16 protein-coding genes are annotated in these 13,600 nt (G+C 59.8%); 7 read left to right on the forward strand and 9 right to left on the reverse strand.

Annotated elements, in window-relative coordinates; translation table 11 throughout:
* The first annotated feature begins 71 nt into the window (after positions 1-71).
* A complete protein-coding gene (locus tag AB6K10_RS02570) occupies positions 72-2,567 on the forward strand; it encodes an EAL domain-containing protein (RefSeq protein ID WP_339117939.1) in 2,496 nt (831 codons plus the stop codon).
* Here AB6K10_RS02570 and AB6K10_RS02575 read toward each other — a convergent pair.
* A complete protein-coding gene (locus AB6K10_RS02575; RefSeq protein ID WP_339117940.1) occupies positions 2,554-2,994 on the reverse strand; it encodes a DUF411 domain-containing protein in 441 nt (146 codons plus the stop codon). The two genes, AB6K10_RS02570 and AB6K10_RS02575, sit on opposite strands and share 14 nt — an antisense overlap.
* A gap of 162 nt (positions 2,995-3,156) precedes the next feature.
* Here AB6K10_RS02575 and AB6K10_RS02580 point away from each other — a divergent pair, with 162 nt between their 5' ends.
* Positions 3,157-3,912, forward strand: a complete 756-nt coding sequence (locus AB6K10_RS02580) for a MauE/DoxX family redox-associated membrane protein (protein ID WP_339117941.1) — start codon at positions 3,157-3,159, stop codon at positions 3,910-3,912.
* Positions 3,913-3,918: 6 nt separating this feature from the next.
* On the opposite strand, the gene AB6K10_RS02585 is transcribed toward AB6K10_RS02580, so the two are convergent.
* A complete protein-coding gene (locus AB6K10_RS02585) occupies positions 3,919-4,299 on the reverse strand; it encodes a DUF423 domain-containing protein (RefSeq protein ID WP_339117942.1) in 381 nt (126 codons plus the stop codon).
* A gap of 142 nt (positions 4,300-4,441) precedes the next feature.
* Here AB6K10_RS02585 and thiS point away from each other — a divergent pair, with 142 nt between their 5' ends.
* Genes thiS through trmB form a run of 3 tightly spaced genes read left to right on the forward strand, consistent with a single transcriptional unit; the run spans position 4,442 to position 6,247 of the window.
* A complete protein-coding gene (thiS, locus tag AB6K10_RS02590; protein WP_153843523.1) occupies positions 4,442-4,663 on the forward strand; it encodes a sulfur carrier protein ThiS in 222 nt (73 codons plus the stop codon).
* A 27-nt stretch (positions 4,664-4,690) separates the two neighbouring features.
* Positions 4,691-5,485, forward strand: coding sequence for a thiazole synthase (locus AB6K10_RS02595; RefSeq protein WP_044629869.1), 795 nt, complete (start codon positions 4,691-4,693; stop codon positions 5,483-5,485).
* A 12-nt stretch (positions 5,486-5,497) separates the two neighbouring features.
* Entirely contained in the window at positions 5,498-6,247 is a 750-nt protein-coding gene (gene trmB, locus AB6K10_RS02600; RefSeq protein ID WP_339117943.1) for a tRNA (guanosine(46)-N7)-methyltransferase TrmB, read from the forward strand.
* A 3-nt stretch (positions 6,248-6,250) separates the two neighbouring features.
* Here the strand turns inward: trmB and AB6K10_RS02605 are convergent, their stop codons facing one another.
* Together AB6K10_RS02605 and AB6K10_RS02610 are read right to left on the reverse strand one after the other, a co-directional pair.
* Entirely contained in the window at positions 6,251-6,853 is a 603-nt protein-coding gene (locus AB6K10_RS02605) for a glutathione S-transferase family protein (protein WP_339117944.1), read from the reverse strand.
* A gap of 256 nt (positions 6,854-7,109) precedes the next feature.
* Positions 7,110-8,024: an AEC family transporter gene (locus AB6K10_RS02610; RefSeq protein WP_305947276.1), complete on the reverse strand. Its 915-nt coding sequence runs from the start codon at positions 8,022-8,024 to the stop codon at positions 7,110-7,112.
* 121 nt (positions 8,025-8,145) lie between these two features.
* Between AB6K10_RS02610 and AB6K10_RS02615 the strand changes: the two genes are divergently transcribed.
* The gene (locus AB6K10_RS02615) at positions 8,146-8,649 is read left to right on the forward strand and encodes a hypothetical protein (protein ID WP_285263973.1); all 504 of its coding nucleotides are present in this window, start codon (positions 8,146-8,148) and stop codon (positions 8,647-8,649) included.
* A gap of 4 nt (positions 8,650-8,653) precedes the next feature.
* Positions 8,654-9,256 carry an SCO family protein gene (locus AB6K10_RS02620; protein WP_305947274.1) on the forward strand — a complete coding sequence of 201 codons (603 nt, stop codon included), beginning with the start codon at positions 8,654-8,656 and terminating at the stop codon, positions 9,254-9,256.
* Positions 9,257-9,299: 43 nt separating this feature from the next.
* On the opposite strand, the gene AB6K10_RS02625 is transcribed toward AB6K10_RS02620, so the two are convergent.
* The 5 genes from AB6K10_RS02625 to AB6K10_RS02645 form a co-directional block, all read right to left on the reverse strand.
* Positions 9,300-10,367, reverse strand: coding sequence for a PHB depolymerase family esterase (locus AB6K10_RS02625; protein ID WP_285263974.1), 1,068 nt, complete (start codon positions 10,365-10,367; stop codon positions 9,300-9,302).
* 3 nt (positions 10,368-10,370) lie between these two features.
* Positions 10,371-11,051, reverse strand: coding sequence for an FKBP-type peptidyl-prolyl cis-trans isomerase (locus AB6K10_RS02630; protein WP_159343528.1), 681 nt, complete (start codon positions 11,049-11,051; stop codon positions 10,371-10,373).
* Positions 11,052-11,199: 148 nt separating this feature from the next.
* A complete protein-coding gene (locus tag AB6K10_RS02635) occupies positions 11,200-11,643 on the reverse strand; it encodes a universal stress protein (protein ID WP_159343529.1) in 444 nt (147 codons plus the stop codon).
* A gap of 21 nt (positions 11,644-11,664) precedes the next feature.
* Positions 11,665-12,948 carry a TRAP transporter large permease gene (locus AB6K10_RS02640; RefSeq protein ID WP_159343530.1) on the reverse strand — a complete coding sequence of 428 codons (1,284 nt, stop codon included), beginning with the start codon at positions 12,946-12,948 and terminating at the stop codon, positions 11,665-11,667.
* 28 nt (positions 12,949-12,976) lie between these two features.
* Positions 12,977-13,555, reverse strand: a complete 579-nt coding sequence (locus tag AB6K10_RS02645) for a TRAP transporter small permease (RefSeq protein ID WP_159343531.1) — start codon at positions 13,553-13,555, stop codon at positions 12,977-12,979.
* Positions 13,556-13,600: the final 45 nt, after the last annotated feature.

Here is a 13,600-nt window from a genome sequence, read left to right on the forward strand (position 1 = left end):
TTATCAAAGAAACCATTTAATAAACATTATAGAGTAGTGTGTGCATGCCACTGCCACACAGCGATCGATGAATGTTACTGCCCAACCTATTACTGGATCCGCAGGCGCTGAGTGCTTTGCAAGGAAAGCACGATGTTCTCCTGGTGATACTCTCCTGGCTAGTTGCTCTGGCGGCATCTTATGCCAGCTTGGAAATTATTCGTCTCGTCGGGAGCACCTCGTCGTCGCTCTGGCGCAGCACTTGGCTCGCCGCGGGGGCCAGCGTAATGGGCGCGGGCGTCTGGAGCATGCATTTCGTCGGCATGCACGCCTACCGGCTGGCGTTTCACGTTAGCCACGGCCATCTATTAACACTGCTTTCCGTTGTGCCCGCCATCGTCGGTATCTTGGTGGCCATGACGCTGCTCTGTCGCGAGAAGCTCTCGCACCGCACGCTGACTCTCGCGGGCACGAGCCTGGGGCTGGGGATTGGCGTGATGCACTATAGCGGCATGGCCGCCATGCGTATGCCCGCCACGCTCTACTATGCGCTGGATCTATTTTTAGCCTCGTTGGTCGTTGCCGTTGGGCTGGGCATTTTGAGTGCCTATGCTTACCGCTTATGCCGTCTTGAAAACGGCAAAGCGCGCTATCAGCGGTACGCGTTCATATCTGCGCTGTGTATTTCGCTCGCCGTCAGTGGCATGCACTACGTGGCCATGCAGGCTGCCTGGTTCGTGCCCATGAGCGATGCCGCCGAGCACGCCCACATAGAGGGCTCCCAGTGGCTTATTTTTGTGATCAGCGGGGCAGCCGTTTTTGCCGCGCTGCTGACGGTGCTGGCGATTAAAATCCAGCGCCGCCTGGAAGACAGCGAGCGCCACGGCCATATGACGCAACGGCGTCTACTGGAAGTGATTGCCGCTCTTCAGGATGGCGTGGTGCTGTTCGATGATAGCGCCCGCATTCGGCTGTGTAACGGCGCCTTTGAGAAACTGACGGGCATGACCCACGCGCAGCTCGTCGATGCCGATATCACCCAAGTGCCCTACGCCAAAGATAGCCAGACGCTCACCCCCACCATTCACCACGCACTGGTGGCAGAAGGGGAGTGGAGCGGCATGATCACGGCGCTGCGCACGAATGGCGATGAGTACCCGGCATGGCTCAGCATCAGCCGCGTGAACTATGCCCACAGTAAAGATCGGGATTACGTGGCCCTGATCAGCGACCGCACCGACGAGCAAAACGCGCAGCAGCGGATTCGCTATCTGGCTTACCATGACATGCTCACCGGCTTGCCAAACCGCTTGGCACTTCAGGAGTATTTGACGACACACCTGCAGGATAGCCGTCATCAGGGCCACTACTCGGTGCTAGCGCTGTTGGACGTCAACCGTTTCAAAGTGCTGAACGACAGTATGGGCCAGGATATCGGCGACGAGCTGTTACGACAGCTCGGCAGCCGCTTGCAGCAGCAGCCCGGACAGGAGGTGATGGCAGCCCGCTTGGATGGTAATGAATTTGCGCTGTTGTCCACGTTCACCGCCACGGATCAAGCCACCGCCGAACGGCGGGCGTACCAGCATATCGAGCAGGTACTGGCGACGCTGGTGGCCGATTATCAGCTTCACGGGCACACCTACCCTTGCAACATCAACGTGGGCATGCTGATTTTCTGCCCTCGTGAGATTGAGAGCGTCGGGCAGCTGTTCAAACGCGCCGGGCTGGCACTGTTGGAAGCCAAGCGCCAGCGAGACGGCGTGCCCAAGCGCTTCTGTTCGGAGCTGGAGCAGAAACTCGAAGAAGATATTACGCTGGAGCGTGAGCTGCGCCTGGCGATCGATAGCGGTGCGCTTAGCCTGCATCTTCAAGCCCAGGTAGATACGCACCACGACGTCATCGGTGCCGAAGCCCTGGTACGCTGGCACCACCCACATCAGGGGATGATCTCACCGGGGCGCTTTATTCCCATCGCCGAGCAAACCGGACTCATTTTGCCCCTGGGTGCTTGGGTGTTAAAAGAGGGCTGCCGTCTGCTCGGCGAGTGGCAGCACGACCCACGCCTGCGCCATTTAAAGCTCTCGCTTAACGTGAGCGTGCGTCAGTTCCAGCAGCCCGATTTTGTCGAGCAGGTCACCACCACGCTGCGCGCGACCGGCGCCCCGCCTGAGCGTTTGACGCTGGAGCTGACCGAATCGCTGCTGATGAGCGACCCGGAAGGCACCATCGACAAGATGCGCCGACTGCGGCAACTGGGCATTCGCTTTGCGCTGGATGATTTTGGCACCGGCTACTCGTCGCTGGCATATCTCAAATCGCTGCCGCTGGACACGCTCAAAATCGACATCGCTTTCGTCAGGGATTTGACTCTGGACATGCAGGCAACGCCGATCGCCGCCACCATCATCGCCCTGGCAGAGAGCCTGGGGCTAGACGTGATTGCCGAGGGCGTGGAAACCAACGATCAGTGTACGGTGCTGGCGCGCTTAGGGTGCCATGTGTATCAGGGCTACTTCTTTGGCAAGCCAGCACCCGCAGCAGCGTTTACGCGACGCAATGGTGCCTCTTCTCCTACAGCGTCATGAACGGCTGGGCGTCTTGATTGCTGAACATATACACGTGATAAGGCTCGCTCTGGGGCCCAGGCATGCCCGGTGTGCCAATCGGCATACCGGCTAAGCCGATGCCATCGACCTCAGGCTGCTGGTCAAACAGTGCCTCAACCGACTCCATCGGCACGTGCCCTTCGATCCAGTAGTTGCCTATCTCGATGGTGTGGCACGAGCCCATGCCGTAAGGCACGCCCGCCTGCTGTTTGATATCACCCAGCTCGACATCATCAATAATGGTGACGTCTACGCCCAGCGCTTCAAGATGACGCGCGTACTCATCGCAGCAGCCGCATTGCGGGTTTTTATACAGCGTCGCCTCATCGGGCAGCGCAGCGTGGGCAGTCGCAGCGCCGAACATCAAGGCACCAGATACCAGCAGCGCCGTGGCATGTCGTTTCATATCGCTCTCCTATGACAACGTCTTTTACAAAGCTTACAACCTAGGGGCTACCTATAGGTCAAGACCCAAACAACAGCCTCTCACTCTCGTTTGACCTATGGGCGGCACTGGGTTCTACGCTAAAGGGTGGACGTTGACCCCAAGACGACAAGGAGGCTAACCATGGCAGCAACGACCCACCACACCGCACAGGTGTATCGGATGAAAACCGCCGAGCACATGTGCCCGTTCGGCTTGAAGACCGTCGACTTGCTCAAACGCAAAGGCTACGCGGTGGATGACCATACTCTCACCAGCCGTGACGACGTCGACGCATTCAAGGCACAGGAAGATGTCGATACCACGCCGCAGGTATATATCGATGGCGAGCGGATTGGCGGCTACGAAGACGTGCGCGAACACTTGGGTATGAGCGTTCCCAATGCCAATGAGACTACCTACCGCCCGGTGCTGGCCATTTTTGCCGTCGCGCTATTGATAGGCCTGGCGATGAGCTGGGCGACCCAGGGCACGCTGCTCACGGCGCGCATGCCAGAGTTTGCCGTAGCGACCGCGATGGTGCTGCTGGGCCTGCAGAAGCTGCAAGACATCGAAAGCTTCAGCACCATGTTTCTCAACTACGACCTGCTCGCCCAACGCTACGTGCCCTATAGCTACGCTTACCCCTACGCCGAAACCGCCGCCGGGCTGTTGATGCTGGCGGGCACGCTGATTTGGGTGGCCGCGCCGCTGGCGCTGTTCGTCGGCACCGTGGGCGCAGTATCGGTGTTTAAAGCGGTATACATCGACAAGCGCGAACTCAAGTGCGCCTGCGTGGGTGGCAACAGCAACGTACCCCTCGGCTTTGTGTCGCTCACCGAAAACCTGGTGATGATCGGCATGGGCCTGTGGATGCCGCTGCGCATGCTACTGGGCTAGCGTCGATTAAGAGCGGCTTAGCAGCGCCGTGACGCCCAGGGCCAGCCAACCGGCCATCAGTAGAAGCCCGCCGATCGGTGTCACGATACCTACGCTCAACCCGGCCAGCGCCATCAGGTAGAGCGAACCGGCAAAGGCCAGCACACCTAACGCCCATAAGGCGAGTACGACCTGCTGACCAGGGAGCGGACGGTGGCTGCGCCAAGCCAGTACCGCCAGCATAGCCAGCGTGTGCCACGCTTGGTAGCGCACGCCGGTTTCCACGATATCCACTATCGCAGCGCTGGTGCGTGCCGCTAACCCGTGGGCGGCGTAAGCCCCCAGCATCACCATGGTTGCTCCTAAAAGCGCCACCACACACCACCACAGCTTGTCGATTCGCTGCACGCCTGACTCCTTTTCACCCATGTTGGCGGCGCATCGCCACCCCGTTAATCATTGAGATATTCACTCCGCTGCATACCTTGCACGGATCGAAACCGCTACAATAGAGGCCGTTTTGCCTCATCCACCAGGGTGCTTACTGTTTATGTCTACCCCCAATGAGTCGATACAGCTTACGCTCAACGGCGAACCCTACGCCATGACCGCTGGCCTCACCGCTGCCGACTTGGTCGAGCAACTTGGCCTGGGCGGGCGTCGTATCGCTGTCGAAATCAACGAACAGATTGTGCCCAAGAGCCAACTGGCCGCGACCCCGCTGGCCGCAGGCGACCAGATCGAAGTGGTCCACGCCATTGGCGGCGGCTAGCTGCCGGTGCTTTTTCAAGGAATCGCTATGACGCAACTGACTGATACACCGTTCACCATTGCCGGACGTGATTTTAGCTCCCGCCTGTTAGTGGGTACCGGCAAGTACAAAGACTTTACCGAAACCGGTGCGGCCATTGCCCAGAGCGGTGCCGAAATCGTCACCTTTGCCGTGCGCCGTACCAACCTTGGCCAAGATGCCGATGCGCCGAACCTGCTCGACGTTATCTCGCCCAAGCAGTACACCCTGCTGCCCAATACCGCTGGCTGCTACAACGCCAAAGATGCCGTGCGCACCTGCCGCTTGGCCCGCGAACTGCTGGACGGCCACAACCTCGTCAAGCTGGAAGTGCTCGGCGATGACCATACGCTCTACCCCAACGTGGTCGAGACGCTAAAAGCGGCCGAGACACTGCTGGCCGACGGTTTCGACGTGATGGTGTACACCAGCGATGACCCGATTGTGGCACGCGAGCTGGAAGCCATGGGCTGCTGCGCCATCATGCCGCTGGGCTCATTGATTGGCTCGGGCCACGGCATTCAAAACCCGCATAACGTTCGCCTCATCGTAGAACAGAGCAGCGTGCCGGTGCTGGTGGATGCAGGCATTGGCACGGCCTCCGATGCCGCCATGGCCATGGAGCTTGGCTGCGACGGCGTGCTGCTCAACAGCGCCATTGCCCACGCCCGCGACCCGCTGCGCATGGCCAACGCCATGAAGCTCGCCGTCGAGGCTGGCCGCGATGCGTTCTTGGCAGGCCGCATGCCGCGCCGCCAAAGCGCCGACCCCTCTTCGCCTTTTGCAGGCCGAATCAACGGCTGATACAGAGACACCATGACCGATACGAACGACACCGCGCCCGAGAGCAACACCACTGGCCCCGAAAGTGCCGATGCGCCGCTGCACCGCCGCGGCATTAAAAGCTACGTGATTCGCGCCGGGCGCATGACCCAAGCCCAACAACGCGGCCTGGAAGACGTATGGCCGCGCCTGGGGCTGACCATTGCCGATGGTCGCCAGGATTTAGACGCCCTGTTTGGCCGCCACGCCCCCCGCGTGGTGGAAATTGGCTTTGGCATGGGTAACTCGCTGATTGAGCAGGCTGAAACTTATCCCGATACCGATTTTATCGGTATTGAGGTGCACGCCCCCGGCGTTGGTAAACTGCTCGATGAAGTGGATAAACGCGGCCTGACCAACCTGCGCGTTTACCGTGAAGACGCCCTAGCGGTACTGGAGCAGTGCCTGCCCGAAGGCTCGCTGACCACGCTGCAGCTGTTCTTCCCCGACCCGTGGCCGAAGAAGAAGCACCATAAGCGGCGCATCGTGCAGCCTGCGTTCGTGGAGCTGATTCGCACACGCCTCAAGCCCGGCGGCACGTTCCACATGGCCACCGACTGGGAAGCCTACGCCGAGTGGATGGCGGAAGTGATGGAAGCCGCCCCCGGCTACGCCAACACCGCCACCGCCGAGACCGCGCCTTACGTGCCCCGCCCGGCCTTCCGCCCGCTCACCAAGTTTGAGGCCCGCGGCGAAAAGCTTGGCCACGGCGTGTGGGATCTGATTTACCGGCGGGAAGCGTAACGCTTACTCAAACGCCGTGAGTGCAAAGCTGTCGCACTCGGCCACCTTGGCAAACCACGCCTGCAGCCGTGGAAAGCGGTTCGGCCACTCAAAGGCCGGTAAGCGAAAGCTGAGGTACGCCAAGGCGACAGCGACCACAATCGCCCCTAGCGTGCGCTGGGTATGACCGGCCAGCACGCTAGGGTGCGCTTCCAGCGTCACCAGCGTGCGCTCAATCGCTTTTAACCGCCGGCTTCCTAACAGCGTCTCATCCACGTCTGGCCCACCATGCTTGCGGCCAATCACCACGTTAAACGCCGCCTCCATCAAGCCCTGCCCCAACCCCGCCAGCGCCAGGGTGTCCGCTAAACCGTCCGCTGGTAGCAGCTTCGCGCCTTCGCCCACGGCATCCAGATAGTGGGCAATCAGCAGCGATTCGGTCAGCACCTCGCCGCCTTCCGTCACCAGCGTCGGAATACGACTCAGCGGGGTAATCTTTAAAAGCTCGCTATCCGCCGCCCAGGGGTCGCACCAGCAAAGCTCAGTGTGTGCCATCAGCCCTTTTTCATACAGGCAGATCCGTACCACACGAGCGTAGGGGGAAGAAGTATTGAGGTAGAGCTGCATAGTGGTCTCCCATCGAGGTCATGAATCCGTATCGTAAATCACGGGAAGACACTACAGGAGCCCCAAAAAAAGAAAGCCGCTCCATGGGGGAGCGGCAAAAGACCGTGACTAGCAATGAGAGGGAGAAACCATGACAGGAAACTGGCGGTTTCTGTCGTGGTTGCCAGCGTCTCATCAAACGCTGACCATCACAATATAATCATTCTCATTTACCCCGTCAACACAAATGCGAATACTTTTTATTTATTTTTTTAGATCAACTGATGAGCTGGAGCCACAACGGCAGCGTCAGCATGGCGAGCAGCGTTTGTCCGGTAATGATGGCTGCCATTAATTCCGCATTACCTCCCAACTGACGGGCAAGAATGTAGGCCGAGGTCGCCGTGGGCAGCGCGGCAAACAGCAGCGCGACGTCTCGGCTCACGGGGTCGAGCCTCAGTAGCCACGCCAACAGCAGTACCAAGGCGGGCATCAGCAGCAGCTTGATCGCGTTTGTGGCGATCACGCCACGGTCAAGACGCAGCAGCGCCATGGGCCTGAGCGCCACGCCCACGGCCACTAGGCCCAGCGGCAAGGCTGCGCGCCCCAGCAGCGAGACGGTCGCCTCGCTCCATCCAGGCAGGCCAATACCGCTAAGATTCAGCCCAATACCGGCCAGACACGCCAAAATGAGCGGATTTTTCGCCAATGCCAACGCGCTCTTGCCCAGACTTGCGCTACCCAACGTGCCCGCCGCCACGAAACTGGCCACGCACATAACGTTCACCACAGGCACCATGAGCGCCACGGCCACCGCTGCCGTGGTGGCCCCCAACGAGCCATGCAGCGCCGCCGCCCCTGCCACGCCCACGTACGTGTTGAAACGCACGGCCCCTTGAAACACCGAGGTGAACGCCGGCGCGTCGAGTGCCAACCAGGCGCGAAAATGCCACAGCAGCAGGCCAAACAGCACCATCGCTCCCAGCAGCGCCAGCGCTAATCGACCGACGGGCACTTGGCTCACGTCGGCCGTTGCCAGCGTGCCGATCAGCATGGCCGGGAACAGCACGAAATAGATCAGCCGCTCCATCTGCGCCCAAAATTCGACGCTCGGCCAGCGGCCCGCTCCCAAGGCGGCGCCCAATAAAATCAATAAAAACAGCGGCCCTAACGCTCCGGTAATGCTCTCCATTGTTATTCCTTATCAAGTGCGACATCCCAGCACAGCGACATCTGCGGGATAGCTGTTACCATGAATTGCATACCATGAAACAAATTTCCCGCCTTATGGCCTGCGTAGCGACTATTCTGCCATGAAGAATTTGCTTAAACCTGTCGAGGTGACGGGTTTTCCAGCGCTCAAAGTGCTTATCCTGGTGACTGGCCTCGCGCTGGCCGCATGCACGTGGTACGTCTTTGCTAACTGGCTGCGCGACGATAGCGATATCGTGTGGTTCTCCCCCAGCGGTGAATGCAATTTGCATCAAACGCCCTGTTCGGTAACGCTGGGCGACAAAGGCCATCTCACGCTAGCCATCGATACCGACGGCCGCATCGAGGCACTGGAAGTGCTGCCGCTGGATGTCGAGGTAGAGGGCGTAGCCCCTAACCAAGTGACGGTCGATTTTGTGGGTCGCGGCATGGACATGGGGCTCAACCGCTTCGCGCTCACCGCCACGGCGCCGGGCCACTTTCACGGTCAGGGGCAAGTCGGCGTGTGTACGCAAGCCGTCATGCCTTGGCGGGCGCGGGTCATTCTGGAAACGCCGGACGGTAAGCTGGGTAGCTGGTTCGATTTCGACGTGACAAGGAGTTAAGCACATGGCAATACGCAAGCCACTGTGGCTAGGCATCGCCCTACTTGCCCTTCTACTGGTCGTGGCAAGCGTTGGCCTGTACCAACTCCGCGCAGGTGAGGATCCCGACGAACCGACAGGCGGTCCCATCGCCATGCCGTCGACACAAGGCGACTTCTCCCTGGCTCAGCTCGGCGACGACGAGATTGCCATCGTCTCCTTCGGTTACACCTACTGCCCTGATGTCTGCCCCATGAACCAGGCGGTCAAACGCCAGGCCCTGGCGCAATTGAGCGATACCCAGCGTGAACGGGTGGTGCCTGTCATGATTACGGTAGATCCAGAACGCGATACGCTCGACCGGATGAGCGAGTATATGCAGTTCTTCGGCGAAGAGTTCATTGGCTTGGTGGGTAGCCAAGCACAGCTGACCGATGTCGCTGAGCGCTACGGGGTGATTTGGCGGCGGGTCGACGCACCAGAGTCGGCCATGGCGTATACCATCGACCACAGTGCGTCACTGTTTTTGGTCAACCGCGATGGGGAGATCCTGCAGCGGGTGCTCTACTCCCCAACGCCACACGGGTTAGTTTCGGCGTTGGAGAGCGAGCTTAGCGGCTCATCGTGACGAAACCGTCCTTCAAACGACCGTGGCGCCGTGGCTGGATACCTTAGCGGTCTGAGGACGTTTCGCTCGTCTGATCGGCCTGCAGGCGGTCCAACATGGCCATCAGCGCCTGCGCCTGGGTGCCATCGCGGGTATCGTGTAGCGGATTGATCTGCCACGTACTCTCCGCGAACCCCCACCAGTCCCAGCACGCTTGCGGATTGGCCATACTGCTCTCCGCCTGTGGATACAGCACCACCTGGGCATGTTCCGCCGCCCAGCGGTTCAAACCGCTGTAACGCACGAACGTATCCCCAATAGTCTCTGCGTTCATCTGGCAACCGTGCAGCGCCACGGTAACCGGGCAGCCGCCCGCTTCACACGCCTCGGGCACGAACAGATAGCCCGTATCGGCAAAGCCCTTCACTGCGAAGTCAGACTGGTCAAAGGCCAACAGCTCACCTTCGCTGGCGTTCGCCTCGCGCTCGGGATAAAGCCACGCCTGCATCTCCCCCGCCACGTCGTCGCCGCAGGCCAGCAGGTGGCTAGCGCCGCCGTTATGGCAGTCGCCCAGCGACTGCGGGTCGAGGGACGCGTCGTTGGGCATTGCCACTGGCCAGCCGTGTCCGGTGTTGTCCCGCTGAACGAAACGTAGCTGCTGCTCCGGGTCCGCTAGCCAGCGCTGCCACTGCTGCGCGAGCAGATCGCCCAGCGCAGGCGAGATCGTTTCGTCTGACGCGCCATGCCACACGAAGGCGCGAAGCTGGCGAAGCGCCTCTTGGCTGCCTACCTGCTCCATCTCTGCGTAGCGCTCGCGGCGCTGCGCCAGCTCGTCCAAAGACGGCAAGCCACGTCGGGTCATCATGCACTGATTGAGGGCCGTACTTAATGCCCCCTGCGCACAGCCCCACGGTCCAGCCGCCAGGACACCCAACCCGCTAAAACGCTCGGGCCACGCTACCGCGAGCTGAGTGGCCATGTAGCCCCCTGAGGAGACGCCCACCACGCTCGCCTGATCGCTCGCTGCCGCCAGCGCAGGTAAGCCAGGCGTCTCTTCTTGGGCATGGGCAGCGCTGCTACCCAAGACAATAAGCGCCGCCATCCAGCGGCGCTGACGAACGGCCATGCCCATGGCTTATTCGATGCCTAGTAGTTCGACGCGGAAGGTCAGCATTTCGTTCGGGCCGATCGGACCCTGACCGCGTTCGCCGTAGGCGAGATCCGCCGGAATGTAGAGCATCCAGCTATCACCCACGCTCATGAGCTGCAGCGCTTCTTGCCAGCCTTCGATCACCTGGTTGACCTGGAAGCTCACCGACTCGCCACGCTCGAAGGAGCTATCGAACACGGTGCCATCCAGCAGCATGCCTTCGTAGTTCACTTCGACGGTGTCTTCGGGCCCTGGTGTGGCGCCGTCACCGGATTCGATCACTTCGTACTGCAGGCCCGACTCGGTCACTTCGACCTCGTCACGCTCGGCATTGTCGGCCAGGAAGTCTTGTCCCTCTTCCAGGTTCGACTGGGCCAGCTCGGCGGCCTCCTGCTCGCGTGCTTCCATCGAACGCTCTTGGAAGGCCATCAGCGCTTCCATCATCTCTTCTTCGTTCATCGCTAGCTCGTTGCCATCAAAGACATCGCGCATACCATCGGTGAACGCATCCAGATCGAGATCGTCGATGTCTGCCTGCATGCTTTCGCCCAGGGTCACGCCCAGGCTATACGCCAAGCGCTGCTCGTCGGTTTCCGGAGCGGCGGCGGCAAACGGCGCCACCAGCAGCAGGCCAGTGAGCGCGGTAGAAGAGAGTAATGCTTTCATGGAAAAAACCTTATCCAGCGGCGCAGCGCGCCAAATGTTTTTGGGTGCCTCAAAGACTAACACCCGCCGCCTCAGGCTGCATTACCTGAAACGACGGGTGCTCTTCGGACCACGCGGTTGCGTAGAGGTTTAGCCTGATGGCCTCACATTAGACCACTAACGTCGGGCAATGCGCGGCCCCGGCCACGCGTTGGGAAACGCTGCCTAGCAGCAAATTCTTTTCCCCGTTGGTTCCCTGTGCGCCAATCACGATCAGATCGCACTCCCGCTTACGAGCAAAGCGCACGATGGTGCGGGAGGGACGTCCGCCTTTGACAAAAGCCCGCACGCGAACGCTGTCGGCGCCCAGCTCGATGGCATGGGACTTGGCGTGCACGGCAATCTCGGTGGCGTACTCTTTGAGCGCGTCATCAGGAATATCCAGACGGTTGGGACGCACCATGGAGAGCGACGCTTCCAACAGGCTATGGTGTTTGAACACGCACAGCAGATAGAGCTCAGCCCCGGTAAGCATGTGCAGCCCAACGGCTTTTTCGAGCGCTTTGATGGCCCCCTTGGAGCCATCGACGGGAATCAGAATGCGATTGAACATCCGCGTTCTCCTTGTGACTGCTTAACGGAAGGCAACATCACGCAGGAACAGCGCAATTTGCGGGAACATGATCAGCAGGGCCGCCGCCAGAATCAGCATAAAGATGAACGGTGGCGTCCCTTTGATCACCTCCCAGTAGGGGCGCTTGAAGATCGCAATAGCGGTAAAGATATCGCAGCCAAAGGGTGGCGTGGCCGAGCCTATCGCGACCTGCAGGGTAATCAGAATACCCACCAGGACCGGGTCGAGCCCGGTGGCCGCAATCGCCGGTGCAAAAATCGGCGTTAGCACCAGAATGACCACGATGGGGTCGACGAACATACATGCCACGAAGAACGAAATACAGATGGCGATCAGTACGCCCGTGGGCCCGGCCTCGTTGACCCCGACGGCCTCGAGAATCGCCTGAGGAATCTGCGCGAACGAGATGATCCACGAGAAGCCGTTGCCGACGGCCACCAGAATGAACACCACAGCGGTAATCAGGCCGGTGGATTTAGCAATGGCGTAGATGTCGCGCATTTTCAGCGAGCGGAAAACGACGAACTCCAACAGCACGGCATACAGCACGCAGGCGGCCGCCGCTTCGGTGGGGCTGAAGATACCGCCATAGATCCCACCGACGATGATCACCGGAAAGCCCAGCGGCCAGAGCGCTTTTTGCACGGCCGTAGCACGCTCTTTCCAGCTCGCGCGCTCTTCGGTGGGCACGTCCTTCACGATGGCGTAAATGATGCAGTAAGTGGAGAACATGAACAAAATCAGAAGCCCCGGCCCGATACCGGCGATGAACAGCTCGCCGATCGACGTACCGGAAATGACCCCATAAATAATCATGCCGATGCTGGGCGGGATCAAAAAGGCAATGTCGCTGGCATTGATAATCAGCGCCAGCGTAAAGGGGTCCGAGTAGCCCGCTTTAAGCATCTTCGGGCGCAGCGGTGAGCCCACCGCGACCACGGTGGCCTGGGTCGACCCCGACACGGCACCAAACAGCGTACAAGAGGCCGCGGTACTGACCGCCAAGCCGCCTTTGATATGGCCAATGAAGGACATCACCATATCGATGAGGCGGTTAGCCGACTGCCCTCGGGTCATGATGTCGGCAGCGAGAATGAACATCGGCACGGCAATCAGCGACGCCGGACGTATGCCCGCCATCATCTGCTGAATCAGCGTATCCATCTGGCCAAAACCGTTGAACATCATATAGAAGCCGATCACCGCAGCGGTGATCAGCGGGATCATCATTGGAAAGCCCAGCAGCAGCAGGGCAATCATGGTGACTACCATTATCGTCGTCATAGCGTTCCCCTAGGGTGCAATCCCTGCGTTACACTTCTGTTTCGGTATCTTTGTAGCCGTCCACGACCCCGGTGGAGAGGTAAACGTCCCGAGTGGAAAGGTTTTTAATGGCGGTCAGCAGGTATTGAATCCCGGTAATCAAAAAGCCCATGGGTACCCAGACGTAAATGATCCACACCGGCAAGCCCAGAGACGGAAGTACGCGCCCTTTGCTATACAAGTCGAGGATGTACACCACGGAGTAATAAAGCAGGAAGAACATCACCAGCGAGGTAAAGAACGCAATGCCGATCATCAACACTTTGCGCCCACCCACCGGCAGCGCGTCGTAAATCGCCGACATGCGAATATGGCGACCGTGACGGGCGGCATAACCAATACCCGCAAAGGTGATCATGATGATCAGGATACGGTTTAGCTCACCTGAAAACATGATGCTATTGCCGAATACGAAGCGGGCAATGACGTTGGTGACCGTGTTCAGCGCCATTAGCAAAACCCCCATCGCCAGTATGACTGACTCGATTTTGCTAATTGCAGTGTCGATCACTCCCAATACACCGGGCAAACCCGACCGGTAATTCTTTTCGGACTCTTCTTCGGACATGGCCGTTCTCCTTTAAACGCAGCGTGGTCGCTTGCTCGATCCGCG

Origin of the sequence: Halomonas sp. BMC6, assembly GCF_964204995.1 — a bacterium.
Taxonomy (GTDB): Bacteria; Pseudomonadota; Gammaproteobacteria; order Pseudomonadales; family Halomonadaceae; genus Vreelandella.